Here is a 24,837-nt window from a genome sequence, read left to right as displayed (position 1 = left end):
TCCCCTACCGACGCTCTGCCTACCCCACAAGGACTTCGCTATGGTCTCCATGGACGCCTTTCGTCCGCTGGCACTTGCCGGCCTGATGGCAACGACAAGCCTCGGACTCTGTCTGCCCGCTGCCGACGCCCAGGCCGCCACCCTGCAGGTCGGCAACGGCGCCGAGCCCAGCACCCTGGATCCGCAGAAGGTCAGCGGCAACTGGGAGAGCCGGATCACCCGCCAACTGTTCGATCGTCTGGTCAACTATGGCCCCGACGGCGCGCTGGTGCCGGGCCTGGCCGAATCCTGGAAGCTGTCCGACGACGGCCGGGTCATCACCTTCCGGCTGCGCGAGGCGCAGTGGTCCGACGGCGAGCCGATCACCGCCGACGACGCCGTCTTCGCCCTGCAACGTCTGGTGACGCCGGCCACCGCCAACCACAACGCCAACCTCTACTACCCCATCATCAACGCCCGGGCGATCAACACCGGGGAGGCCGAACCCGAGAGCCTCGGCGTCACCGCGCTGGATTCCCACACCCTGGAAATCCGGCTGTCCGAGCCCACCGCCTATTTTCTTCAGGCCATGGCGATGACCGAGGCCGCACCTCTGCCCCGCCACCTGCTCACCAGCGGCGTCGAGGACTGGACCCGGCCAGGCACCCTGGTGGCCAGCGGCCCCTTCGTGCTCGCCGACTGGAAGCCCCAGGACAAGGTCGAGGTGGAGCGCAACCCTCGCTACTACGCCGCCGACGAGGTGGCGCTGGAGGGTGTCGACTTCCACGCCATCGAGGATACCTCGGCGCTGATGAACCGTTTTCGCTCAGGCGAGCTCGACATCGCCTACGGCGCGGTGCCTTCCGCGCGCTTCGAGTGGGCCCAGGAAAACCTGAGCGAGTCGCTGCGCGTCGGGCCGCTGATCGGCAGCTACTTCTATATGCTCAACCTGCGCGAAGGCACGCCGCTCAGCGATGAGCGGGTGCGTGAGGCGCTGAATCTGGCGCTCGACCGCGAGGTGATCACCGAGCGCCTGCTGGGCATGGGCCAGACGCCGTCCTACTGGTTCGTGCCGCGCACCATCGCCTCGCCCACCTCGGCAAGCCTCGACTTCCATGACCAGGGCATGGACAGCCGCCGGGCCAGGGCCCGTGAGCTGCTGGATCAGGCCGGCTACGGGCCGGATCGACCGCTTGAACTTGAGCTGTCCTACAACACCCTGGAAGACCACAAGAAGATCGCCGTGGCCATCGCCGCCATGTGGCGCCCGCTGGGGGTGGAAATAGATCTGGTCAATCGCGAGGCGGCGGTGCACTTCGCCGGCCTGCGCCAGGGCGACTTCGAGATCGCCCGCTACGGCTTCGTGGCCACGGTCAACGACCCCTACGACTTCCTCAACGCCTACGCGGCGGGAGGCTCGGCGGCGGCCAGCACCGGCTACGCGGACCCCGAGTACGACGCCTTGGTCGAGGCCAGCACCCATGAGCTCGACGTGGACCGACGCGCCGCGCTGATGACCGAGGCCGAGCAGCGCCTGCTGGAAGCCGACGTGATGCTGCCGATCTACGACTACGTGGTCGTCAATCTGGTCTCTCCGGACGTCAAGGGCTGGCAGCCCACGACGCTCGACGTGCATCCGCTGCGCTACGTGTCCGTGGACGGCGACGCGCCCTGACGACCACTCGCCCCAACCCAATCGTGGGCGCGGCCAGGGACGGCCCGCCCTTCATGTCAACCGAGGAACGGCGCCATGCTGAGCTACACCTTGAAACGCCTGGCCCAGGCCATACCGACGATGCTGATCGTCATCACCATCGCCTTCTTTCTGATGCGCATCGCCCCCGGCGGGCCCTTCGACGGCGAGCGCGCCCTGCCGCCGGAGATCGAGGCCAACCTGATGGCCGCCTATCACCTGGACGAACCGCTGTGGCAGCAGTACTTCCGCTACCTGGGCAACCTGGTCCAGGGCGACTTCGGGCCTTCGTTCAAGTACAAGGACTTCACCGTCACCGAGCTGATCATGCAGGGCTTCCCGGTAAGCCTGCAGATCGGCGGCCTGGCGATCCTGCTGGCGCTGGCGATCGGCCTGCCGCTGGGCATCATCGCCGCACTCAAGCGCAATACCGCCGTGGACTACACGGTGATGGGCACGGCGCTGGCCGGCATCGCGGTGCCCAACTTCGTGGTGGCGCCGGTGCTGGCGCTGGTGTTCGGGGTGCTGCTCGGCTGGCTGCCGGCGGGGGGCTGGAACGACGGCGCCCTGCCCAACCTGATCCTGCCGGTGATCGCGCTATCGATCCAGCAGATCGCCTACATCGCGCGGATGATGCGCGCCAGCATGATCGAGGTGATGGGCAGCCACTATATTCGCACCGCCCGAGCCAAGGGACTGACCGAGGCCGAGGTGGTCTGGCGCCACGCCCTGCGCCCCGCCCTGCTGCCGGTGACCTCCTACCTGGGCCCGGCCATCGCCGGCATCATCACCGGCTCCGTGGTGATCGAGCAGATCTTCGGCATCCCCGGCATCGGCCGCTACTTCGTCCAGGGCGCGCTCAACCGCGACTACACCCTGGTGATGGGCACGGTGGTGTTCTACGGCGCCCTGATCGTGTTGATGAACCTGATCGTGGACCTGATCTACTCGGCCCTTGATCCCCAAATTCGCTATGACGACTGAGGCGACGCCATGAGTACCGATTCCCTCGCCCCGACCGCCGCCCCCGTCGGCGACAGCCTCGGCCGCGACGCCTGGCGCCGGCTGAGCCAGAACCGCGCGGCCATGGCCAGCCTGTGGCTGCTCGGGCTGATGACCCTGGCCTGCTTTATCGGCCCCTGGCTGACCCCCTGGGGGCTGGCCGACGTCGACTGGAACGCCTTCGACGTGGGCCCGACCCTGGAAGGCGGTCACTGGCTCGGCACCGACGCCAACGGCCGCGACCTGCTGACCCGCACCCTCTACGGCGGCCAGGTGTCGCTGTCGGTGGCGCTGGTGGCGACCTTCGTCAGCCTGATCATCGGGGTGCTCTACGGCGCCGTGTCCGGCTATGTCGGCGGGCGCGTCGACAACCTGATGATGCGCTTCGTCGACATCATGTACTCGCTGCCGTTCATGTTCCTGGTGATCCTGCTGATGGTGGTGTTCGGCCGCAACATCTTCCTGATCTACGCCGCCATCGGCGCGGTGGAGTGGCTCGACATGGCGCGTATCGTGCGCGGCCAGACCCTGGCGCTCAAGCAGCGAGAGTTCGTCGAGGCGGCCCACGCCCTCGGCGTCAAGGACGGCAAGATCGTCACCCGCCACCTGATCCCCAACGCCATCGGCCCGGTGATCGTCTACGTCACCCTGACGGTGCCCAAGGTCATCCTGCTCGAGAGCTTCCTGTCGTTCCTCGGCCTCGGCGTGCAGGAGCCGCTGACCAGCTGGGGCGTGCTGATCTCCGAAGGTGCCGACATGATGCAGACCTCGCCCTGGATGCTGCTGGTGCCCTCGGTGTTCCTGGCGCTGACGCTGTTCTGCCTGAACTTCCTCGGCGACGGCCTCAGAGACGCCCTGGACCCCAAGACCCGCTGATCGACGACGGAGACGCGACCATGACCGACACACAACCCAAGAACCCCCGTCGTCCCGCCCGCGAGGCGCTGCTCGAGATCGAGGGGCTCAGCGTCAGCTTCGAGCTGCCCCACGGCACCGTCCAGGCGGTCAAGGACGTCAGCTTCGCCGTCAATCCCGGCGAGACCCTGGCGCTGGTGGGTGAATCCGGCTCCGGCAAGTCGGTGACCTCCACCGCCGCCATGCGCCTGCTGCCGGAGCTCGCCCGGGCCGAGGGCGTCATCCGCTTCAAGGGTGAGGAACTGCTGGGCGCCACCGCCAAGCGCATGCGCCGGATTCGCGGTGGCAACATCGCCATGATCTTCCAGGAGCCGATGACCTCGCTCAATCCGCTGCACCGCATCGGCGACCAGATCAAGGAGGTGCTCGACCGCCACCAGAGCCTCAAGGGACGCGCCGCCACCTCCAAAGCCATCGACCTGCTCGAGCAGGTCGGCATCCCCGAACCGGCAAGACGAGTGTCGAGCTACCCCCACGAGCTGTCCGGCGGCCAGCGCCAGCGGGTGATGATCGCGATGGCCCTGGCCGGCGAGCCGGAGATGCTGATCGCCGACGAGCCCACCACCGCGCTGGACGTCACCGTCCAGGCCCAGATCCTCGAGCTGCTCAAGGACCTGCAACGCCGCTACGGCATGGCGATCCTGTTCATTACTCACGACCTGACCATCGTCAAGCACTTCGCCGACCGGGTCTGCGTGATGCGCCACGGCGAGCTGGTCGAGCAGGGTGAGACCCGGGAGGTCTTCGCCAACCCGCGCCACGAGTACACCCGCATGCTGATCGACGCCGAGCCACGCGGGCGCAAGGCGCCGGTGGCCGACAGCGAGCCCATGGTGCTCGAGGCCAAGGACATGCGCGTACGCTTCGCCCTCAAGAAGCGCCTGTTCGGTCCCAGCGAGTACTTCGAGGCGGTGCGTGGCATCGACGTCAGCATCCGTCGCGGCCAGACGGTGGGCATCGTCGGCGAATCGGGCTCCGGCAAGTCGACCCTGGGCCGCGCCCTGCTGAGGCTGCTCAAGAGCCAGGGCGAGATCCGCTTCCACGACACTCGCCTCGACGTGCTGGACAAGACCGCCATGCGGCCGATCCGCTCGAAGCTGCAGGTGGTGTTCCAGGACCCCTACGGCTCGCTGTCGCCGCGGCTGACCGTTGGCGACATCATCGGCGAAGGGCTCAAGGTCCACGCCCCGCACCTGTCCCGCGCCGAGCGCGAGGCCCAGGTGATGGCGGCGCTCAAGGAGGTGTCGCTGGATCCTTCGATGCGCAATCGCTACCCCCACGAGTTCTCCGGCGGCCAGCGCCAGCGGATCGCCATCGCCCGGGCGCTGGTGCTCAAGCCGGAGTTCCTGCTGCTCGACGAACCCACCTCAGCGTTGGACCGCTCGGTGCAGGTCACCGTCATCGACCTGCTGCGTGACCTGCAACAGAAACACGGCCTGACCTACCTGTTCATCAGCCACGACCTGGCGGTGGTGCGGGCACTGGCCGACACCGTGCTGGTGATGAAGGACGGAGAGGTAGTGGAACAGGGCAGCGCCGAAGCGCTGTTCGCCGCGCCGAAGACCGAATACACCCGCAAGCTGCTGGCCGCCGCCATGCTCGATCAGGTGGCCTAGGCCAAGCGATCTACGGGCTCTACCTACGTAACGTAACAGGCGCTGCTTGAGCAGCGCCTGGTGTGCGAAGGCAGCGGCCGCTGCTTTGGCTCGTATGAACGTCTCTACTCTGTCGGATGTTCGCCTGCGTAGACACGCTCGGCCTGGGCCAGCGAACAGCTCATCAAGAGGTCCAGGGCACCCAGCGCCTGGTCGCTGACGAAGGGATGGGGATCGCCGGCTTGCCGCTGCTCCAACGCCTCGATCCGCGCCAGGGTGTTGTCGCGGGTGGGATGGTTGGACAGGAAGACGTCCACGCCCTGCTGTTCAGAGATCGTCTTCATTCGTGAGGCGGAGGCCGAGTACTCCCGCAAGCGGGCCTCGTCCGGCCCGAAGTTGAAACCGGTACCGCCCCACAGCACCGCCCGATGGGTACTGTCGCCATCCTTCAGCGGAATCACCAGCGACAGCGTGCCGAGGGTATGGCCGGGGGTCACGTAGGCCTCGAGGGCGGTATCGCCAAGAGTCAGGGTGTCGCCGTCGGCGATGGTGATATCGCGCACTGGAGGCTCGCCCCAGCGGGGATTGTCGATGGCCAGCTCCGGCTGTTCGAGGGCGGTCCAGTCCGCATCGCTCATGACCACCTGGGCTCCGTAGTTGTCGACCAGGTACTGCTGACCACCGTAGTGATCACCGTGGGCGTGGGTCACCACCAGATAGGTGATGTCCTCGGGATCCAGGCCCAGATCCACCAGCCCCTGCTCGATAAACTTCTGCGCTTCCTCGTTGTTGTTGAGGGCATCGATCAGAATGATCCCCTCGTTGGTGGTCAGCGCCCAGCTGGCGACGCCGGGCGTGCCGACGTAGTAGAGATTGTCGAATACCTGGGTCGGCATCGGCTCGGCCGGGCCGCGCTGGCGCCGGTCATCGCGACTGGACTCACGACGCTCCCGCTCTGCCGCCTCGCCTTTCGGACGCTGGCCCGCCACCTTGAGCCTGGCCGACAGGTCACACAGGCTGGACAGCCCGGGGAAGGCCTGTCCGGCCGCCAGGCCCCGCTCAGCCAGCTGCTCGGCCAGCTGCTCGGGCAGCTGCTGGGGAGGTTCATCCACCGCCAGGGCGGTCTGACTCAGGGTGAGGCTTACCACGGCCCCTGCGATCATCGCTTTCATGGTCCTTCCTGTTCGCTGCTGTTCGTTTAGGTGGGTCGCTGCGCGCTTTAGAACTCCAGGTCGAGCCCGACCCAGTAGCGCCGTCCATCGTCCACATGACCGAAGTTATCGAACTCGATGTCCTTGTCGGTCAGATTGTAGATGCCGGAAAGCACACGGATCTGTCGTGTCGCCTGCCAGCTGAGCCCCGCGTCCCAGGTAGCGTAGGACGGGGCCCGGATGGAGGTGCTGCTGTTGCTTGAGAGATTCACCGGCTGGCTTTCCTCGCCGCGGAAGGTAAAGCGCAGCCAGGGAGCGAGGGCCTCGGTGGCCTGCCAGTTGACGGTGGTATTGAACAGGTGGCGAGGCACCTGGGTCAGCGGCTGACCCTCGTTGTCACCGCTCTTCTGTTCGGAATCGGTGTAGGTGTAGGAGGCCTGGGCCTGCCAGCGTTCGCCGATCGGCATCTGGACACCAGCCTCGATGCCCTTGGTGATGGCGTCATCGATATTGACGTTGGTACGGGCGTCCGGGTCGCCGGCCGCCGCATCACCGCAGTCGCGATCGCCACAGGCGATGGTGGAGATCTTGTCATCGAAGTCGTTGTAGAACATCGTCAGGCTGGCCTGAAGGCCGTTGGCGCCATCATGCACCAGCCCCATCTCGTAGCTACGGGACTCTTCCGCGTCCAGATCAGGGTTGCCGTAGATATCGCCGCCCCGGCTCTCCTGGACCCAGTCGCCGGACAGCTCGCGCAGGTTGGGCGCGCGGAACCCGGTGGACATACCGCCCTTCAGGGTCCAGTCGGGCAGCAGGCTCCAGACACCGTAGAGTCGCGGGCTGTAGTGCTCACCGAAGAACTCGTGATCGTCCATGCGCAGCCCGGCGGTCAACGAGAAGCTATCGGTCAGATACCATTCGTCTTCGAGAAAAAGCGCGTACTGGTAGACGGTGATCTCGTCGGTGCCTGCCAGGGCGTTGGTGGTGGTGTCCTCGAGTTTCTCGTCCTCCCAGGTGCCCCCGAAGGTCACGAAGTGGTCGCCCAGCGGCAGTACCCAGCGTGAATCCGCCACCGTATTGCGAATCTCGATATCGCGACCGACGTTGTCGGTTTCCTCCAGCTGCACGTAGGAATCCGAGGTCAGCAGCCCCCAGTTGCCCTGGTGGGACAGCGCAACGGTCTTGTGTCGATTTTCGGTCTCGGCGTCGCTCGAACGCTCGGGCAGCGAGAATCCGGCACGACTGGTGCGATCCTGCTCCCGTCGGCTGACATCAAGCGAAAGTGAGTGATCGGGCGTGGCCTCCAGCGACAGCCGCGCGGCCAGGTTGGAAAACTCGCGCTTGGCATAGCCGCGCTCGATCTTGTCCTCCTGGCGATGCTGGTACTGACCGGTCAGCTGCAACCCGAGGACGTCGTCGGCCAGCGGACCGGACACATACAGCTGATTGTTGAATTCGTTGCCGGAGTCACTGTCTTCCTGAATCGTCGCATCGGTACGCAGTTGGGTGACCCAATCCTCCGCGACCTTGCGGGTGATGATGTTGATGACTCCACCGATGGCATCGGACCCGTACAGGGTCGACATGGGGCCGCGGATGACCTCGATACGCTCGATGGCGCTCAACGGTGGCAGCCAGTCCTTCTGGAAGCCGCCCCCGCCGCTCGGCTGGGATTCCCGCGAAGTCTGCCGGCGACCGTCTACCAGCCACAGGGTGTACTGCGCCGGCATGCCACGCAGGCTGACGTCTTCGCCATCGCCACCGCCGGTCACCACGACGCCGGGCACATCCTGTAGCGCATCGGTGATGTCCCGGTAGGCACGTTTTTCAAGCGATTCCCGGGTCACCACGCTGATCGAAGCCGGTGCCTCGGTCTGCGTCTGCTCATAGCCCGCAGCGGTAACGACGATATTGTCCAGGGCGAGATCCTGTTGCGCCTGAACAGACAGGGAAGCCGCCCCCAGGGGCAGAACAGACCAGCGAATCATCAAGCGAAGGGACATCCGGAGCACCAGGTTGTTGTATTGACCAAATACGATTGATTCGCAATGTTAACCAACCGGGATACGTCCAGACAGCGTTTAGCGATCAGAAAACCGGCAAACCGATGCAACGGGATGTTCGACAATAGTGGACTTCGCCGATTCGCGTGCTATCACCCTGACGGTGAAGCATCGCTGTTGTTACCCCCTGCCCTTCCAGAAAGGCCTCCACTTGCAACGCTGATATCTTCTCTTGGCATGGCTGGCTTCCACGAACGACAGCGCCCCCTCCTGGGAGGGGGCGCTGCGCAGGGTCTGACTATGTTCTAGCGGAAGCCAATATCGGTCGCCTGGACCGAGGTGGTGGCCGGTCAGAAGCGATAGGTCAGAAGCGATAGGTCAGCTGGGCACCGAAGGCCTGGGCGGTGTTTTCGAAGTCCGCCTCGTAGGTGCCGCGATTTTCCTCTTCCTGGGACAGCTCGGCGTCGGATTCGTGGATATAGGAGTAGGCCACGTCCACGGTCAGATCCGGGGTCGGGGTCCAGCCGGCACCCAGCGAGAAGATGATGCGATCATCAGACGGCACACGCACGCTGCGGTACTCGTCCTTGATCGGGGTCTCGTCGTAGGCGAGGCCAGTACGCAGCACCCACTGGGGGTTGAGCTGATAGGCGGTACCGATGGAGTACTGCCAGCTGTCCTCATAGTTCTGGGCCTCGACGATCTCGCGAACATCGTTCTCGACACGCAGCTCATCGAACTCGCTCCAGTTGGTCATGGCGGCGCCGGCCATCACCGTCCAGCGATCATTGAGCTCGTGGGTTACCGAGAAGTCCCACACCTCGGGCAGGGTGATCGACAGATCGGCGTCGACTTGCTGGCTCGCAGTGCCTACAGGGACTACGGGGCCGATACCAGCAACGACCGTCGGGTCACCCTGTCCACGTACATTGGTAAAGCGCGCCTTGCCTTCGAGGTCATACTCCACCTCAGAGTGGTAGGCGAAACCGAAGGTGGTGTGCTCCCAGGGCTTGTACATGGCGCCGAAGGTAAAGCCCCAGGCGTTATCGTCACCCTCGATGTCCACATCCCCTTCGCCTGCGACTCCGGTAGGAGTGAAGGCACCGGTTTGGTCAAAGAAGCCCACCGGGCCTCCCTGAGTATTGGCAGTCAGCTCACCATCGATCTGGTTGTAGGTCAGGCCAAAGCCGGCCGAGAACTGCTCGCTGAACTTCACCGAGATGGTCGGCTGAACGGTGACCACCTCGACCTTGCTGCGATCGCCGAAGAAACGGCCCTGGAACTGGCCTTCGTAGTCGGTGATCAGACCGAAGGGCGCGTAGACACCGAGGCCAAAGTGCAGGTTGTCGTTGATCGGCTGGACGTAGAAGCCGAAGGGAATAAAGGTGTCCGGCACCATATCGCCTTCGTTGGAGCCCGTGGCGCTGCCGTCGGCATTCTTGATGTCGGTGTCCACGGTCAGGAAGGCGGTACCGGCGGTGACCTGGGCACGATCGAGAAACGACATGCCGGCCGGGTTGCCGAACACGATGGTGGCGTCGGTCACGGTGGAGGCACGGCCCGCGTTGGAGGTGCCCTGGCCACTTACGCCCTGCTCGTTGAGCTGAAAGGCGCCGGCCATCGCCTGGCCGGAAAGAGCAGCGGTGGCCACGGCAACCGCCAGGGTCAAAGGCTTGAAGTTGTTGTGCATCATGTCGGCGTCCTTATTATCAGCAAGCGTGTCGGCGTACTTGTTATGGCGCAGTGGTTATTGTGCAGTTGCGTCCGCACACTTGTCCGGGCGCAGTTCCTTTCGAGCACTCTTTGTAATCTGTTTGACCTGAATTGCTTGGCCCTGTCGACGGGCCTGCTCGCAGTGTTTGCGAAGGCGCCAAAGAGTTCAAGGCCAAACGTTCGTTTTAATGGCCAAATTACTCATACTTTGGTCAAAGAACATTTGCCAATTCACTCATTTCAAAGACTTAGACAAGCTAAACAAAACGCTTCCTGCATACTTCAGGCGCCCTTGACCTTTGTGCAACACACAGGTTTTACACTATCCCCATCGTTCTCCCATGCGCAGCGCCGATGGGCGCCCAGGAGTGCACATGAAGGTCAGTGAACTGGCAAGAATCACCGGCGTGACCGCCGAGACGGTGCGCCACTACACCCGCGAGGGCCTGCTGGCGCCCGATCGAGACCCTGACAACGGCTATCACCTCTATGGCGACCGCGATCGCGAGCGTCTGGACTTTATCCAGCGCGCCCGAACCCTGGGATTCAGCCTGGCCGAGATTCGCGACATCCTGTCCCACGCCGATCAGGGGGATTCACCCTGCCCCATGGTGCGCGACCTGCTGGCCGAACGGCTGCCGAAGATCCGCAGGCGCATCGCCGAGCTCGAGGCCCTGGCAGCGCGCATGGAAGACGCCATGCAGAGCTGGCAACACCTGCCCGACGGCGTCCCGGACGGACACAGCCTGTGCCGCCTGATCGAAAGCGTGCCGACGGCGTCCGTACCGGAAACCGCCACGGCCAGACAGCGGGAGTCGTCATGAATCGCCTCGAGGAGCACCAGTTTCAGGTAACCGGAATGTCCTGCCAGGGCTGCGTCGGGCGCATGCGCCGGGCCATCCAGGAGCACGACGCCGAAGCCCAGATCGAAGGCGACCCCGGGAGCGGCACGCTGTCGGTTGCCTCATGCCTCGGCGCCGACGAATTAGCCGCCCTGCTGTCGCAAGCCGGCTACCCCGCCGAGGCAAGCGGCAGCGACGAGCAGATAACCGCCGACAGCGCGCCCACACCGCTAGCGCCCGCCGAGGCAAGCGGCACCGACGAGCAGATAGCCAGCGACAGCACGACCACGCCACAAGCACCCGCCGAGGCGCCGTCGCTTCAGGAAGAGCCCTCAGCGTCACTGCAAGAAGAGCCCTCAGCCGCGCTCGATAAAGAGCCCTCAGCGTCACTTCACGAAGAGCCCTCAGCGCCTTCCCAGCGTCTGGCGATCCAGGGCATGACCTGCGCCGGCTGCGTGGCCAGTGTGCAGAAGGCGCTGGCCGCCACCTCAGGGGTCGAGCGCGCCGAGGTCAACTTCGCCTCCCATACCGCGCGGATCCACGGCGACGTTGACGCCGAGGCGCTGGTTCAAGCGGTGGAATCCGTGGGCTACGGCGCCGAACCCATCGTCGACCTGCGCCAGGCCGAACGCCAGCGTGCCGAACGCAACCAGCGCGAATACCGGCGCAAGCTCAAGGGCAGCCTGGCCTCGCTGGCGCTGGCGGTTCCGCTGATGGTGATGATGCTGATCCATCACCCTGAGCCGACGGGTCTTGCCCGCCTTGGCTGGGGGCTGGTGGGCCTGGCGACGCTGGCCGTGCTGGCGTTCCCGGGACGCGCCTTCTTCGTCGGCGCCTGGAAAGCGCTGCGTCACCACCAGGCCAACATGGATACCCTGATCGCACTGGGCACCGGCACCGCCTGGCTCTACTCCATGGCGGTGGTGGTGGCTGCCCCTTGGTTGCCACAGGCCGCCCGAGGGCTCTACTTCGAGGCCTCGAGCATGATCATCGGCCTGGTGTTGCTGGGCAAGGCGCTGGAACTGCGTGCCCAGGGCAGGACCTCGGACGCCCTGCATCGCCTGCTCGACCTGCAGAGCCAGAGCGCCCGAGTGGTGCGTGAAGAGGGCGAGCTGGACCTGCCCATCGACGAGGTTCGCCAGGGCGATCTGATCCGGGTGCGGCCCGGCGAGCGCCTGCCCGTGGATGGTGAGGTGGTCGAAGGCGACAGCCATATCGACGAATCGATGCTCTCGGGTGAGCCCGCGCCGTTGGCCCGAGGCCCGGGCGACGAGGTCAGCGCCGGCACGGTCAACGGCCGGGGGTCGTTGGTGTTCCGCGCGACCCGCGTCGGTGCCGATACTCGACTGGGGCGCATCACCGAACAGGTGGCCAACGCCCAGGGCTCCAAGCCACCCATCGGCAACCTGGCCGATCGCGTCTCGGCGGTGTTCGTGCCCAGCGTGATGATCATCGCCGTGCTCACCGCCCTGGCCTGGTACCACTTCGGCCCCGAGCCGCGGGTCATCCATATGCTGGTCACCGCCACCACGGTACTGATCATCGCCTGCCCCTGCGCACTGGGCCTGGCCACCCCGTTGTCGACCATGATCGGTGTGGGCAAGGCCGCCGAGCACGGCGTGCTGATACGCTCCGGCGAAGCGCTCCAGACCGCCAGTCGACTGACCACCCTGGTGGTGGACAAGACCGGCACCCTGACCGAAGGTCGCCCCAGGGTCACCGACTGCCGCTGGTTCGCTGGCGAAGCCAGCGACGACCGCACCCGGCTGCTGGGTCTGGTCGCGGCCATCGAGGCCCGTTCCGAACACCCCCTGGCCGAGGCCCTGGGCCGCTATGCACACGACCATGGCCATGACCATGCCGCCGCCGACACCAACCCCAGCGACGAATCTGGCGGCAGCACCGCTAGTGCCTCTTCTTTCGCCAACAGCACCATCGAGGCCTTCGAAAGCCTGACCGGACGCGGCGTGCGTGCCCGGGACGCCGAGGGACGACGCCTGGCCATCGGCAATGCGGCGATGATGCAGGAGGAAGGCGTCACACTCGCTGACCATGAGCTCGACGACTGGCAGGCCCAGGCCCGCACCCTGGTCTATCTGTCGCTGGACGGCGTCCTGACGGCGGGCTTCGCCATCGAGGATCCGTTGCGCGAGGACAGCCTCGACGCGGTGGCGCGACTGCGGGCCGATGGCCTCAAGGTGGTGATGCTGACCGGTGACAACAGCGCCACCGCCCGTGCGATCGGGGAAGAGGTCGGCATCGATGAGGTCCACGCCGAGCTGTCGCCGGAGGACAAGCACGCCGAGATCGAGCGCCTTCAGGCCGAGGGCGAAGTCGTCGGCATGGTGGGCGACGGCATCAACGACGCCCCCGCCCTGGCCCGGGCCGACGTCGGCTTCGCCATCGGCCAGGGCACCGACGTGGCCATCGAAAGCGCCGGGGTGACGCTGATGCGCTCATCGCTTCACGGCGTCGCCGCCGCCATCGAGATCAGCCAGGCGACCCTGGCCAATATCCGCCAGAATCTGTGGGGCGCACTGGGCTACAACGCCCTGTGCATCCCCATCGCGGCCGGCCTTTTCTACCCGCTCACCGGCACCCTGCTGTCACCGATGATCGCTGGCGCCGCCATGTCGGCCTCGTCGATCACCGTGGTGGCCAACGCCAACCGGCTGCGACTCAAGCGCCTGCGCCCCCAGAACGCGCGAGCGCCACGCCCCGCCACCCCGCCATCGCAGGAGGTGCTGTCATGAGCATCGTGGTGACCCTGACGGGACTGGGATTGATCGGCCTGATTGTGTGGTGGTTCTGGCTATCCTGAAGAGACCGCCACGCCTAGGAGCGCCCCATGAGCAAGCCTTCCGTGAGTGACCTGGATTCGCCCCCCTGCCCCCGCCTCAGGTCGGTGCTGGAAACCGCCCTGTACGTGGCCGACATGGCGCGGGCGCGCGCCTTCTTCGAGGAGGTGATGGGGCTTGAGCCCTTCAACGCCGACCATCGCTTCACCGCCTACCAGGTCGGCCCTTCGGTGCTACTGCTGTTTCTCGAGGGCGAGACCCTGGAGACGGTGGTGCTGCCGGATGACATGGGCACCATCCCGCCCCACGACGGCCGCGGCTGGGTGCATATGGCGCTGGCCATCGACCGCGAGGAGCTTGGTGCCTGGGAGACGCGCCTCGACGCCCACGGGGTCGAGATCGAGGGTCGTACCCACTGGCCCAAGGGCGGCGAGAGCCTGTACTTCCGCGACCCCGACGGGCATCTGCTGGAACTCGCCACCCCGGGCATCTGGCCAAATTATTGACGTACCCGGAACCACTCCGGTGGAAAATACGCGGCGGCTGACCATAGGAAGCCTGCTTGCGAGGTCAATCAACTCCACAAGGGCAAGTTGATGAACCCCACGGCTCGAACACTGCTTTGCAACTGCATCAAACGCCTGGCCATGGCACCGATGGTGCTCATGGTCATGCTGGTAGTGCTGACGATCCTTGCTGGACCGACTGCCGTGGCCATGGAGGACTGCGCAGGCCCCTGTATCGCACTCCACAGCGACACACCAGACCACACACACCCGGAGTGCAGCGTCTGTGCCGCCGTCTCGCCGTTGCCGACCATCCACGACACACCGCCAGCCGGCTTGATCGACATCGTCGTCCCGGCTGGCACCAGTCACATCATTGCGCCGCCGAGGCGCCCTCCTCGTTCCTGACAGCAAAAAGCGTCATGTCACCACCGCACATCACAAGGCACCTACCCCGGTGCCACGCTTCTTCTGTCAGGAGTTACACCAATGAGCACGACATGTTTCGCCTTTATGGGTTCGATGGGCTGGATCGGTTGGCTAATGCCGATCGCCTGGCTGATCCTGCTGGGTCTCGGCATCTCCGCCCTCGGCAAGTACCTTCTCACCACTCACCGCTCTCGGGAGAAACAGTCATGAGCCACCGTCACGCCTCCCTGCTTTTCCTCGCCACCAGCCTGCTGGCTGCGGCGCCCGCGATGGCGGATCTGCCCGACACTGCCACCTTGTACAAGAATCCACAGTGCGGCTGCTGTGACGAGTACGCGCGCCTGCTGGAACAACGTGGTGTCGACGTGACCATCGTCGAGACTCGAGACATCGGTAGCATCAAGCAACGCCTCGGCATTCCGTTTGGCCTCGGCGCCTGTCATACCATCGAAATGGGGGGCTACGCGGTCGAGGGGCACGTGCCCTTCGCGGCGCTGGATCGACTCTTCGAACAGCACCCCGATACAGCCGGCATCGGTCTGGCCGGCATGCCTGCCGGCACCCCAGGCATGCCAGGCCCTCGCCAGCAGGAGTGGAACGTCTACGAGTTCCGCGATGGTGAGGCCAGGCCATTCATGACGCTCTGAACGCCCTCACGGGCAAGGCCCCGGCAGCTGCCGGGGCATCACCACCAGCGCCACAGCGATCCAGGGCCAAGCAACCCGGTCTTGTCGCCTTGACCTATCTGCTCTCACCTGACGAGTCAAAAGACTCGCTTGTTCGGCCACAGTCTGTCGATGTGAGCGCAACAAGATGGTTACCGTGAAGGAGAAAAGCATGTTCATGACACGCCGCTCGTTCCTGATGGGCTCCTTGCTATCGGGTGGTGCCGTGCTGGCAGCCAACGCCACAGGTCGCTTGTACTCACTGCCGCAACTCAACGAGCTTTACATCCCGGAACTGATCGATGCCCGCAGCCGTCACCAGTCGATTGCGCTGGAAGTTCAGGAGGGCTCGCGCCATTTCTTCCCTGGCCGAGAAAGCATCACCTTGGGCTACAACGGGAGCTACCTAGGTCCCACGCTTCGGGTCCACCAGGGCGACGATTCCGAGGTCACCATCACCAACACCCTGGGTGAAGACACCACCGTGCACTGGCATGGGCTGCTGGTCTCCGGCAACCTGGACGGCGGCCCTCACCAGACGATCCCCGCCGGAGCCACCTGGCGACCGGTACTACCGATACGTCAGCGGGCATGCACTCTCTGGTACCACTCACACGCTCATGGGCGCACCGCCAGACAGGTCTACGCAGGCCTGGCAGGAATGTTGATCGTCAGTGACGACCATGAAAAATCGCTGGGCCTGCCCTCGGATTACGGTGTCGATGACATTCCCCTGATACTTCAGGATAAGCAGTTCGAGCAGGGAACCCTGGTATTACCACAGGGCATGATGACGACGATGCATGGACGACGTGGCGACACTCTCTTGGTCAACGGCACTGTCAACCCAGTAGCAAAGGTTCCTCCCCGGCTGGTGCGTCTGAGGATGGTCAATGGTGCCAACGCCAGGTTTTTCGATCTGGCGTTCTCCGACGCCAGAATCTTTCACTGGATTGCCTCGGAGGGAGGTCTGCTCGAGAAGCCTGTTGCGCTGCGCTCGCTACGCCTCGTTCCAGGAGAGCGAGCCGAAATTCTCGTCGATTTCTCCAATGGTCGCCCTGCGACCCTGACTACCGGACCAGACAGTAGTCTGTCGATGATGCGCATGATGACGCCCATGTCAGGGGCTAGCGAAACGACCGTCATCGAGTTCATTCCCCAAGGCTCCGGCAGCAGTTCCCTTCAGGTACCACAGCGGCTTCACGCCCCTGAACCCCGGATTCCCTCAACGGCACTGCGCAGACGTCGCTTCGAGTTGACCATGGGCATGGAGATGGGCATGGGCATGGGCATGGGAAACATGAGGAGGGACGAAACACGGATGAGCAGGGCCAGCTTCGGCATCAATGACCGTGCCTTCTCCATGGACAGAGTCGATGAGCGGGTCAACCTGGGTGATAGCGAAATATGGGAGGTGACCGGCGCAATGATGGCCCACCCCTTCCATGTACACGGCGTGCATTTCCAGGTCATCAGCCGCAACGGTTCTGCGCCGCAGACCCGTGACAAGGGCATGAAAGACACTGTGCTGGTGCGCGAGCCCGTCGAACTGCTGGTCCATTTCAACCAGCCTTCGCTGGGTGCGCCCTTCATGTATCACTGCCATATCCTCGAACACGAAGATAACGGCATGATGGGACAATTCACGGTAACCTGAAGCCAGCAGCGCCGGGACCTCCGGGCAACGAAGACCGAGGCTTGCCGGGATCACCGACCCTCGTTCGACCGCTTCAGTCGCCCGGCTTATTCAACGGGCTCTGCGTGCTCCACCATCAGCTGCAGCGACTCGCGTCCGCGGAAGCGGTTGCGATTGAGCTTGTAGGCGCAGTGGAGGGTGGCGCCCACGTCGAAGTCCGGCAACTGGCCCGGGGTCAGGCAGCGAAACCAGATGGCCTTCAGGGTCAGTCCGCGACAGGACAGCTCCAGGGTCAGGTGACTGCCGTCACCCACCGGCTTGAGCCGCTCCACCAGAAAGCGCCCCTCGAACAGCGGCGCCTCGAACTCGCGGCCGAAGGGGCCAAGGCCCTCGATCTCGGCCAGGGTCTCGAGGCTTAGCTGATGCTCGCCGAGTTCACCGTCGGTGTAGAGCCTGGGCACCAGTTCCAGATCGCCGAGCTGTTCGCTGACCGCGGTGATCAGCGCCTGGCGGAAGTCGTCGAGACGTTCCTGTACCACGCCGACGCCGGCGGCGCCCCGGTGGCCGCCGAAACGCGTAAGCGCCTCGGGGGCCAGGTCGTGGGCGCGCTGCAGAGCATCGCGCAGGTGCAGCGCCTCCACCGAGCGTCCGGAGCCGGTCAGCATGCCGGCCTCTGCGGCGGGGGTCAGCACCAGGGTCGGCCGTCCGTAGGCCTGCACCAGGCGCGAGGCGACGATGCCCTGAACCCCCGGATGGCCGTTCTCCAGATAGACGATGACCACCGGCTCGTCGGCGTCCAGCGCCCGGCGGGCCAGCAGCCTGGCCTCGGCGACCATGTCGGCTTCGATGGCCTTGCGCGACTGGTTGTCGGCGTCCAGGGTCTCCAGGTGACGCCGCGCCACCCCGTCATCCCCGGCGAGCATGAAGTGAAGCGCCGCGTAGGGATCGTCGAGACGCGAACGGGCGTTGATTCTCGGCCCCATCTGGAAGCCCAGGGTCTCGGCGTCGAAGGGCACGCTGTCGGCGCCCAGGCGCTCCGCCATTACCCGCCAGCAGGGCTCGCCCATGCGATTGATCAGCGCCAGACCGTGGCGCACCACCGCCCGGTTGATGGCGCTGCCACCCAGTGACACACAGTCGGCCACGGTGCCCAGCGCCACGTAGGACAGCCAGGGCGAGAGCTTGGGCGTGGACGGCGACAGTACCGCCTGTTCGATCAATACCTGGCGGGTCAGCGACATCAACAGCCAGGCCACCATGCAGCCGGCGATGGTGGCGTCCGGGTAGTCGCAGTCGGCTCGGGTCGGATTGACCGTGGCATAGGCCGAGGGCGGCGGCCCTTCCAGGGGCAAAGCGTGGTGATCGCTGACCACCACGTCGATTCCCGCCGCCTTGAGCCTGGCGATACGCGCCTCGTCGCTGCTGCCGCAGTCGGCGGTAATCACCAGGCTGGGCCGCGGCGTCAGCTTCAGGGTGCGCTCCACCAACGGCAGGCTGATGCCATAGCCGTCATGAATACGGTGACCGATCAGACTGTGCAGACGTGACTCCGGCACCCCGAACAGTTCGTTCAGGGTTCGCCGGATCACCACGTGGGAGGTGATGCCGTCCACGTCGTAATCGGTGAGGATGCCGATGTGCTCGCCCTCGGCCACCGCCTGGGCGATGCGCTCGGCCGCTCTCGGCGCATCGGCCAGACGCTCGGGATGGACCAGATGACGCAGACTCGGATCGACCAGCGGGCCGAGTTCGCCCTGGTAGTCGGGCAGGCGTCCGGCCAGCAGCCGGGCCTGAAGCTCCGACAGCCCGGCCTCGAGTCCCTGCCGATATAGCCTTTCGTTGCGAGGACGCGGTTCGATACGCGGACGCGGCTCGGCATGCTCGCTCGAGCCGGCATTTGCCGGAGAAGAGTGGGACATCGGATTCTCTGGAAGGTTGAAGCGAGGGTGGCGCAGGAGGGTGACGGGAACCGAGAAGGTCGGCGCAGATGGCGTGCTGACCGCCACCTGCGCCGACGCGATACCGGCGCGTCCAACGCAGCTGGATCGACTTAACTGATCGGCAGCATCACGTGTTCGCGATAGGCGCTGCGCTGGGTCAGCTTCTCGTACCAGGCCTCGAGGTTCGGCAGGCTCGGGCGCTCGATATCCAGGGCGAACCACAGGTAGACGTAGGCCCCCAGCGGAATATCACCGATGCCGAATTCCTCGCCGGACAGCCAGGGCTGGCGAGCCAGCGCACCGTCGGCGATACGCAGGCTCTTCTCGAACCCGGCCAGGCCACGCTCGATGGCCGCATCGTCGCGGGTCTCGGGGGTGCCGCGCACCAGGTTCATGATCAGATCCCGATAGGGGCCCGCCAGACTGCCAAGCGCCCAGTCCATCCACATGCTGCAGCGCGCCCTGGCGCCGGCAGAGTCGGTCGCGAGCCGACCGTCACCGTGCACATCGGCCAGATAGCGGACGATGGTGTGGGATTCCCACAGCACCAGGTCTCCGTCCTCGAGACAGGGAATCAGGCCGTTGGGATTCTTGGCCAGGAATTCCGGCGTATCGAGCCCACCGAAGGGCCCTCCCAGATCGACCCGTTCGAGGTCGATCCCCAGCTCGATGGCACACCAGACGGGCTTCTTGACGTTGACCGAGTTGTTGCGTCCCCACAGCTTCATGGAAGTCTCCCTGTCGGGATGCCCGGCAGCGGGCACCCTTGGCAAAAACCGATGGATAAGAACCGATTGGCACTAAACCGAGCCGAACGCCGCAAGGCGCTCGGCCCCATCCCGAAGGCCTCAGCGACGACGATGTTCGGCGACGAAGGCTTGTACCGCTTCGAGTCTAGCCGGCAGCACCTCGTAGCGTTCCTCGCGCTCGAGCAGATCGTCCATATGTGGCGGCAACGGCACACCCGGGAAGCCGGCCTTGACCACCGCCTCGGCAAACTTGGCCGGGTGGGCGGTGGCCAGGGTGATCATCGGCGTAGAGGCGTCCCTGCGCTCGCGCTCGGCGGCACGATAGCCGGTAGCGGTGTGGGGATCGAGGATCTCCTGGGTGCGGTGGTGGGCCTCGCGGATCACCTCGAGGATGGTGTCGTCATCCACGCTGTGGCTCGAGAAGACCTCGCGCAGCCGGCCCAGCGGGGCTTCGGCCAGCACCGTCGGCTCGTTCTGGAAGCGCCCGAGCAGCTCGTCCACGGCGCCGCCGTCGCGGTCGTAGGCCTCGAACAGCAGTCGCTCGAAGTTGGACGACACCACGATGTCCATGGACGGCGCCAGGGTGGCCAGCAGCTCCTGCTTGGAGAAGTCGTTGTCGGCCAGGGTGCGATGGAGGATGTCGTTGGCGTTGGTGGCGACGATGAACTGCTTCACCGGCAGCCCCATGCGGTAGGCCACGTAGCCGGCGAAGACGTTGCCGAAGTTGGCCGAGGGCACGCAGAAGCTGACCTGACGCTGGGGCGCGCCCACCGCCACAGCGGAGGCTACGTAGTAGACCACCTGGGCCATGATCCGCGCCCAGTTGATCGAGTTCACCGCCACCAGCCGAGCCCCATCGAGGAAGCTCTGGTCGGCGAAGCTGGCCTTTACCATGGCCTGGGCGTCGTCGAAGTTGCCTTCGATGGCGACGTTGAAGACGTTGTCGGCCAGCACCGTGGTCATCTGCCGGCGCTGTACCTCGGACACCCGGTTGTGGGGGTGCAGGATAAAGATGTCGAGGTTGTCACAGTGACGACAGCCCTCGATCGCCGCCGAGCCGGTGTCGCCGGACGTGGCGCCCATGATCACCGCACGCTCGCCACGCTTCTTGAGGAAGTGATCGAGGATACGTCCGAGCAGCTGCAGGGCCACGTCCTTGAACGCCAGGGTCGGACCGTGGAACAGCTCGAGCAGGAAGTGGTTGGCGTCGAGCTGATTGAGCGGCACCACGGCGTCGTGGCTGAAGGTCGCGTAGGCGTCCTTGACCAGGCCACGGAAGGTGTCGTCGTCGATCTCGCCGCCGACGAAGGGCTTCATCACCCGAAAGGCGATCTCGGCGTAGGACAGCCCGGCCATGTCGGCCAGGTCGTCGGCGCTCAGGTGAGGGAAGTCCTCGGGAACGTAGAGGCCACCGTCGGCGGCCATGCCGGTAAGGACGACTTCTTCGAAGGACAGCGCGGGCGCCTGCCCGCGGGTGCTGATATAGCGCATCTTGTGATTCCTTGCCGCCGCCCGGGGCGCGGCCTGAGATTCCAGCGAAGCGCCCGCGAAAGCGAGCCTGGGCCCGCTCCCGCAGGCATCATCAGTCCTGCTCGTCGAGGCTCTCGACGCGAATGCGGGTCACCGAGCCGGCGATGTCGGCCAGAGACTCGATGCGGCGAATGGCCTCGTTCATGTGCTTCTCGAGGGTACGGTGGGTCAGCAGGATGATCGGCACCAGTTCGCCCTCGGTGGCCTCCTTCTGGATCAGCGCCTCGATGGAGATACCCTCCTCGGAGAGGATGGTCGCCACCCGCGCCAGCACGCCGGGGCGGTCCACCGCCAGCAGGCGCAGGTAGTAGGCCGTGGTGATGTCTTCCATGGGCATGATCGGCAGCTCGTCACAGTCATCGGTGACGCCGCAGAAGGCCAGATAAGGCGTGCGATAGCGGTGCTCGGTGGAGATGTCGCGGGCCACGTCGAGCAGGTCGGCGACCACCGCCGAGGCGGTGGGCTCGTCACCGGCGCCGGCACCGTAGTAGAGGGTCGGACCGACGGCGTCACCCATCACGGCGATGGCGTTCTTGACCCCGTGGACGCTGGCCAGGAGCCGCTCCTTGGGAATCAGCGTCGGATGGACGCGCAGTTCGAGGCCGTCACCGGTGCGCTTGGAGATGCCCAGGTGCTTGATGATGTAGCCCAGGTTGTCGGCCTGCTCGACGTCCTCGGCGGTGACCCGAGAGATACCCTCGGTGTAGGCCTTCTCGAACTGCAGCGGCACACCGTAGGCGATGGACGCCAGGATGGTCAGCTTGTGGGCGGCGTCGATGCCTTCCACGTCGAAGGTCGGATCGGCCTCGGCGTAGCCCAGCGCCTGGGCCTCGGCGAGCACGTCCTCGAACGCCCGGCCCTCGTCGCGCATATGGGTCAGGATGTAGTTGCCGGTACCGTTGATGATACCCGCCACCCAGCTGATGCGGTTGGCACCCAGGCCCTCGCGCAGCGACTTGATTACCGGGATACCGCCGGCCACGGCGGCCTCGAAGGCCACGATCACGCCCTTTTCATGGGCCGCCTTGAAGATCTCGTTGCCGTGCACCGCGATCAGCGCCTTGTTGGCGGTGACCACGTGCTTGCCATTCTCGATGGCCATCATCACCAGCTCGCGGGCCACGTCGTAGCCGCCGATCAGCTCCACCACCACGTCGATATCGGGGTTGGTCGCCACCTCGAAGACGTCCTTGGTGGTACGAATACCGGTAAGGTCACAGGCGGGATTGATGCTGCGATGGGCGACCTGCTCGATCACCAGCGGGCGACCGGCACGCCGAGCGATCTCGTCGGCGTTGCGCGTCAGTACATTGAAGGTGCCGCCACCGACGGTACCCAGCCCACAGATTCCCACTCTCACCGGTTTCAATGTCATTCTCCCTTCTCGACCGTCGCCGCAAGCAACGGCTGTGTCAGCGATTTGGCGAGGCCCGAGTCTGGCTCGGGCCTTCTCGATTGTGTTGTCGGACGGGCTTAGCCGTCGATACCGAGGCGTTCGGCCAGCCGTTCGGCGGGCACATAGCCCGGGACCATGGTGCCGTCGGGCAGGATGATCGCCGGCGTGCCCTGCACGCCCAGCTCCAGCCCCAGATGATACTGCCGCTCCACCGGATTGTCGCAGCTTGTGGCGCCGCTCGGAACCTCTCCACTCTTGGCGGCGGTCATCGCCTCGCTGGTATTGTCGGCGCACCACACCTGTTCGAGCTGGCGGGCGCCTTCGCTCTGCATGCCGCCACGCGGGAAGGCCAGGTAGTTGACCTGGATGCCCAGCTCGTTGAGGCGCGGCACTTCCTCGTGCAACTTGCGGCAATAAGGACAGGTGGTATCGGTGAAGACGTGGATGGTGGCCTTGGGCTCATCGACCCCGCGATAGACGATCTGCTCGGACTCGTCGATGGCCGCCACGCGGCTGGCGCGGCTGGCGTTGCGGCTCTGCTCGGACAGGTTGACCAGGCCGTCCTCGGCGTTCTGGTACAGATCCCCCACCAGGAAGTGGCTGCCGCTCTCGTTGGTGTAAAAGGACTCCCCGGTCTCCAGACGCACCTCGTAGATGCCGTCCATGGGGGTATCCAGCACCTGACTCACCGGCATCTTCTGGCCGTTCACCTCAAGCTCATTGAGCGCGGCGGGAGGGGCCGCCAGCGCACCGCTGGTCCACAGGGCAGCGGTGAGCAGAGCGGGCAGGGAAAGCACGAACAGAGGGCGTTTCATGGGTCAGCCTCGAGGATGATGGTCGGCGTGCAGGGCTTCCAGTCGCGCCTGCGCCACATGGGTGTAGATCTGGGTCGTCGACAGGTCCGAGTGCCCCAGCAGCATCTGTACGACACGCAGATTGGCCCCATGATTCAACAGATGGGTGGCAAAGGCGTGCCTCAGGGTGTGTGGCGACAGCGGACGATCGATGCGTGCCACACTGGCGTAGTGCTTGATTCGGTGCCAGAAGGTCTGGCGGGTCATGGCGCCGTCGCCCCGTCCGGGGAACAGCGCCGGACGCTGGATATCGCTCATCAGCTCGCTACGCCCCTGGCGCAGGTAGCGCTCGAGCCAGTGGCCGGCTTCCTCGCCCAGCGGCACCAGACGGTCCTTCTGCCCCTTGCCGCGCACCCGCACCACGCCCTGGCGCAGATTGACCGCATCGGTGGTCAGACCGACCAGTTCGCTGACGCGAAGCCCTGCGCCGTACAGCACCTCGAGCATGGCGCGATCGCGCAGTCCCAGGGCGGTGGACAGGTCCGGCGCATTCAGCAGGCGCTCGACCTCGTCCTCGTCCAGGGTGTCCGGCAACGATGGCCGCACCCGCGGCAGGCGCACCCGGGCCAGCGGATCCGCTTCGATCATCCCTTCGGCCAGGGCCCAGCGGTAGAAGCGCCTGAGACTCGACAGCAGCCGGGCATTGCTGGTGAGCTTGTAGCCCTGCTCGCGACGCGAGTCCAGCCAGTCCGGCAAGGTCCGCTCACCCGGCGTGAGCAACACGCACGACTGATCAGCAAGCCACTTGGCCCAGGCCTCCAGATCGTGGCGATAGGCGCTCAGGGTATGGTCGCTGACGCCCTGCTCGAGCCATAGCTGGTCGAGGAAGCGGTCGATTGTCTGACGATCGCCGGCGCTCAAGCAACACCTCCTGGGCTGTGGGGCTGGCCATCGAGGGCACTGGTGAAGCACGAGAAGGCCCCCAATGCACCGACACCCCGCCCCACGAAGGTGGTGACGGGGTGTCGGGCGAGGGAGGCGGGGCCTCCCTCGGACTGGCAGACGCTTACGCGTCTTAGGCCAGCTTTTCCTTGATGCGCGCAGACTTGCCGCTACGCTCACGGAGGTAGTACAGCTTGGCCTGGCGCACGTCACCGCGACGCTTGACGCTGATGGAGTCGACCAGCGGGCTGTAGGTCTGGAAGGTACGCTCGACGCCGACGCCGTGGGAGATCTTGCGCACGGTGAAAGCGGAGTTCAGACCGCGGTTACGCTTGCCGATGACCACGCCTTCGAAGGCCTGGAGACGCTCGCGGTTGCCTTCCTTGACCTTGACCTGAACGACGATGGTGTCGCCCGGTGCAAAGTCCGGCACCTGCTTGCTCATCTGCTCGGCTTCGAGCGCCTGGATCACCTTGTTCTTGCTGCTCATTTGACTCACTCCTGAAATCGTTGTGATCCATCGATCGGTCGTGGGTGCCGATGGATCGTGATCCCGGCC

20 protein-coding genes are annotated in these 24,837 nt (G+C 65.3%); 10 read left to right on the top strand and 10 right to left on the bottom strand.

The genetic code is table 11. The features are described from left to right. The first annotated feature begins 40 nt into the window (after window positions 1-40). The 4 genes from C9F12_RS07730 to C9F12_RS07715 all read left to right on the top strand — a co-directional run bounded on the left by C9F12_RS07730 (window position 41) and on the right by C9F12_RS07715 (window position 5,205). Window positions 41-1,654: a peptide ABC transporter substrate-binding protein gene (locus C9F12_RS07730; protein ID WP_240184199.1), complete on the top strand. Its 1,614-nt coding sequence runs from the start codon at window positions 41-43 to the stop codon at window positions 1,652-1,654. Window positions 1,655-1,729: 75 nt separating this feature from the next. Next, a complete protein-coding gene (gene oppB, locus C9F12_RS07725; protein ID WP_045991315.1) occupies window positions 1,730-2,656 on the top strand; it encodes an oligopeptide ABC transporter permease OppB in 927 nt (308 codons plus the stop codon). Between the two features lie 9 nt (window positions 2,657-2,665). Then, window positions 2,666-3,550: an ABC transporter permease subunit gene (locus C9F12_RS07720; RefSeq protein ID WP_045991316.1), complete on the top strand. Its 885-nt coding sequence runs from the start codon at window positions 2,666-2,668 to the stop codon at window positions 3,548-3,550. A 20-nt stretch (window positions 3,551-3,570) separates the two neighbouring features. Next, window positions 3,571-5,205 (top strand): ABC transporter ATP-binding protein, encoded by a 1,635-nt coding sequence (locus C9F12_RS07715; RefSeq protein WP_108448496.1) that lies wholly within the window; start codon window positions 3,571-3,573, stop codon window positions 5,203-5,205. 104 nt (window positions 5,206-5,309) lie between these two features. Here C9F12_RS07715 and C9F12_RS07710 read toward each other — a convergent pair whose 3' ends face one another. From C9F12_RS07710 to C9F12_RS07700, 3 genes are all read right to left on the bottom strand, one after another. Further along, window positions 5,310-6,356 carry an MBL fold metallo-hydrolase gene (locus C9F12_RS07710; RefSeq protein WP_108131208.1) on the bottom strand — a complete coding sequence of 349 codons (1,047 nt, stop codon included), beginning with the start codon at window positions 6,354-6,356 and terminating at the stop codon, window positions 5,310-5,312. 47 nt (window positions 6,357-6,403) lie between these two features. After that, window positions 6,404-8,338, bottom strand: coding sequence for a TonB-dependent receptor (locus C9F12_RS07705; protein WP_045991318.1), 1,935 nt, complete (start codon window positions 8,336-8,338; stop codon window positions 6,404-6,406). A gap of 364 nt (window positions 8,339-8,702) precedes the next feature. Further along, entirely contained in the window at window positions 8,703-10,031 is a 1,329-nt protein-coding gene (locus C9F12_RS07700; RefSeq protein WP_308812410.1) for an outer membrane protein transport protein, read from the bottom strand. A gap of 394 nt (window positions 10,032-10,425) precedes the next feature. Here C9F12_RS07700 and C9F12_RS07695 point away from each other — a divergent pair, with 394 nt between their 5' ends. From C9F12_RS07695 to C9F12_RS07670, 6 genes are all read left to right on the top strand, one after another. Then, on the top strand, window positions 10,426-10,875 hold the full coding sequence (locus C9F12_RS07695) for a MerR family transcriptional regulator (RefSeq protein ID WP_108448495.1): 450 nt from the start codon (window positions 10,426-10,428) through the stop codon (window positions 10,873-10,875). Continuing rightward, complete coding sequence (locus C9F12_RS07690; protein WP_240184198.1) at window positions 10,872-13,646, top strand: heavy metal translocating P-type ATPase; 2,775 nt, start codon at window positions 10,872-10,874, stop codon at window positions 13,644-13,646. The genes C9F12_RS07695 and C9F12_RS07690 overlap by 4 nt, the downstream gene beginning before the upstream one ends. Before the next feature lie 95 nt (window positions 13,647-13,741). After that, window positions 13,742-14,197, top strand: coding sequence for a VOC family protein (locus C9F12_RS07685; protein ID WP_045991321.1), 456 nt, complete (start codon window positions 13,742-13,744; stop codon window positions 14,195-14,197). Window positions 14,198-14,686: 489 nt separating this feature from the next. Next, window positions 14,687-14,836, top strand: coding sequence for a hypothetical protein (locus C9F12_RS22740; RefSeq protein ID WP_185696471.1), 150 nt, complete (start codon window positions 14,687-14,689; stop codon window positions 14,834-14,836). Further along, a complete protein-coding gene (locus tag C9F12_RS07675) occupies window positions 14,833-15,273 on the top strand; it encodes a DUF411 domain-containing protein (protein WP_045991323.1) in 441 nt (146 codons plus the stop codon). The genes C9F12_RS22740 and C9F12_RS07675 overlap by 4 nt, the downstream gene beginning before the upstream one ends. A 190-nt stretch (window positions 15,274-15,463) precedes the next feature. After that, window positions 15,464-16,948: a multicopper oxidase domain-containing protein gene (locus tag C9F12_RS07670; RefSeq protein WP_045991324.1), complete on the top strand. Its 1,485-nt coding sequence runs from the start codon at window positions 15,464-15,466 to the stop codon at window positions 16,946-16,948. Between the two features lie 86 nt (window positions 16,949-17,034). Here C9F12_RS07670 and recJ read toward each other — a convergent pair whose 3' ends face one another. The 7 genes from recJ to rplS form a co-directional block, all read right to left on the bottom strand. After that, window positions 17,035-18,846 (bottom strand): single-stranded-DNA-specific exonuclease RecJ, encoded by a 1,812-nt coding sequence (gene recJ / locus C9F12_RS07665; RefSeq protein WP_045991325.1) that lies wholly within the window; start codon window positions 18,844-18,846, stop codon window positions 17,035-17,037. A 131-nt stretch (window positions 18,847-18,977) separates the two neighbouring features. Beyond that, window positions 18,978-19,595 carry a glutathione S-transferase gene (locus tag C9F12_RS07660; protein WP_045991326.1) on the bottom strand — a complete coding sequence of 206 codons (618 nt, stop codon included), beginning with the start codon at window positions 19,593-19,595 and terminating at the stop codon, window positions 18,978-18,980. 120 nt (window positions 19,596-19,715) lie between these two features. Continuing rightward, window positions 19,716-21,107 carry a threonine synthase gene (thrC, locus tag C9F12_RS07655; RefSeq protein WP_045991327.1) on the bottom strand — a complete coding sequence of 464 codons (1,392 nt, stop codon included), beginning with the start codon at window positions 21,105-21,107 and terminating at the stop codon, window positions 19,716-19,718. Window positions 21,108-21,198: 91 nt separating this feature from the next. Further along, window positions 21,199-22,515, bottom strand: a complete 1,317-nt coding sequence (locus tag C9F12_RS07650; protein ID WP_045991328.1) for a homoserine dehydrogenase — start codon at window positions 22,513-22,515, stop codon at window positions 21,199-21,201. Window positions 22,516-22,619: 104 nt separating this feature from the next. Continuing rightward, window positions 22,620-23,357 (bottom strand): DsbC family protein, encoded by a 738-nt coding sequence (locus tag C9F12_RS07645; RefSeq protein ID WP_045991329.1) that lies wholly within the window; start codon window positions 23,355-23,357, stop codon window positions 22,620-22,622. Window positions 23,358-23,360: 3 nt separating this feature from the next. Then, a complete protein-coding gene (xerD, locus tag C9F12_RS07640; RefSeq protein WP_240184197.1) occupies window positions 23,361-24,257 on the bottom strand; it encodes a site-specific tyrosine recombinase XerD in 897 nt (298 codons plus the stop codon). A 154-nt stretch (window positions 24,258-24,411) separates the two neighbouring features. Next, on the bottom strand, window positions 24,412-24,768 hold the full coding sequence (gene rplS / locus C9F12_RS07635; protein ID WP_045991330.1) for a 50S ribosomal protein L19: 357 nt from the start codon (window positions 24,766-24,768) through the stop codon (window positions 24,412-24,414). Window positions 24,769-24,837: the final 69 nt, after the last annotated feature.

It is taken from the genome of Halomonas sp. BN3-1, from assembly GCF_003056325.1.
In the GTDB taxonomy this organism is placed as follows: domain Bacteria; phylum Pseudomonadota; class Gammaproteobacteria; order Pseudomonadales; family Halomonadaceae; genus Halomonas; species Halomonas litopenaei.
Note: the sequence above shows the minus strand (reverse complement) of the source record. Positions and strands in the feature narration are given on the sequence as shown.

Coding starts and splice junctions, on each gene's coding strand:
- C9F12_RS07730 (WP_240184199.1), top strand. CDS start 41: ATGGTCTCCATGGACGCCTTTCGTCCGCTGGCACTTGCCGGCCTGATG.
- oppB (WP_045991315.1), top strand. CDS start 1,730: ATGCTGAGCTACACCTTGAAACGCCTGGCCCAGGCCATACCGACGATG.
- C9F12_RS07720 (WP_045991316.1), top strand. CDS start 2,666: ATGAGTACCGATTCCCTCGCCCCGACCGCCGCCCCCGTCGGCGACAGC.
- C9F12_RS07715 (WP_108448496.1), top strand. CDS start 3,571: ATGACCGACACACAACCCAAGAACCCCCGTCGTCCCGCCCGCGAGGCG.
- C9F12_RS07710 (WP_108131208.1), bottom strand. CDS start 6,356: ATGAAAGCGATGATCGCAGGGGCCGTGGTAAGCCTCACCCTGAGTCAG.
- C9F12_RS07705 (WP_045991318.1), bottom strand. CDS start 8,338: ATGTCCCTTCGCTTGATGATTCGCTGGTCTGTTCTGCCCCTGGGGGCG.
- C9F12_RS07700 (WP_308812410.1), bottom strand. CDS start 10,031: ATGATGCACAACAACTTCAAGCCTTTGACCCTGGCGGTTGCCGTGGCC.
- C9F12_RS07695 (WP_108448495.1), top strand. CDS start 10,426: ATGAAGGTCAGTGAACTGGCAAGAATCACCGGCGTGACCGCCGAGACG.
- C9F12_RS07690 (WP_240184198.1), top strand. CDS start 10,872: ATGAATCGCCTCGAGGAGCACCAGTTTCAGGTAACCGGAATGTCCTGC.
- C9F12_RS07685 (WP_045991321.1), top strand. CDS start 13,742: ATGAGCAAGCCTTCCGTGAGTGACCTGGATTCGCCCCCCTGCCCCCGC.
- C9F12_RS22740 (WP_185696471.1), top strand. CDS start 14,687: ATGAGCACGACATGTTTCGCCTTTATGGGTTCGATGGGCTGGATCGGT.
- C9F12_RS07675 (WP_045991323.1), top strand. CDS start 14,833: ATGAGCCACCGTCACGCCTCCCTGCTTTTCCTCGCCACCAGCCTGCTG.
- C9F12_RS07670 (WP_045991324.1), top strand. CDS start 15,464: ATGTTCATGACACGCCGCTCGTTCCTGATGGGCTCCTTGCTATCGGGT.
- recJ (WP_045991325.1), bottom strand. CDS start 18,846: ATGTCCCACTCTTCTCCGGCAAATGCCGGCTCGAGCGAGCATGCCGAG.
- C9F12_RS07660 (WP_045991326.1), bottom strand. CDS start 19,595: ATGAAGCTGTGGGGACGCAACAACTCGGTCAACGTCAAGAAGCCCGTC.
- thrC (WP_045991327.1), bottom strand. CDS start 21,107: ATGCGCTATATCAGCACCCGCGGGCAGGCGCCCGCGCTGTCCTTCGAA.
- C9F12_RS07645 (WP_045991329.1), bottom strand. CDS start 23,357: ATGAAACGCCCTCTGTTCGTGCTTTCCCTGCCCGCTCTGCTCACCGCT.
- rplS (WP_045991330.1), bottom strand. CDS start 24,768: ATGAGCAGCAAGAACAAGGTGATCCAGGCGCTCGAAGCCGAGCAGATG.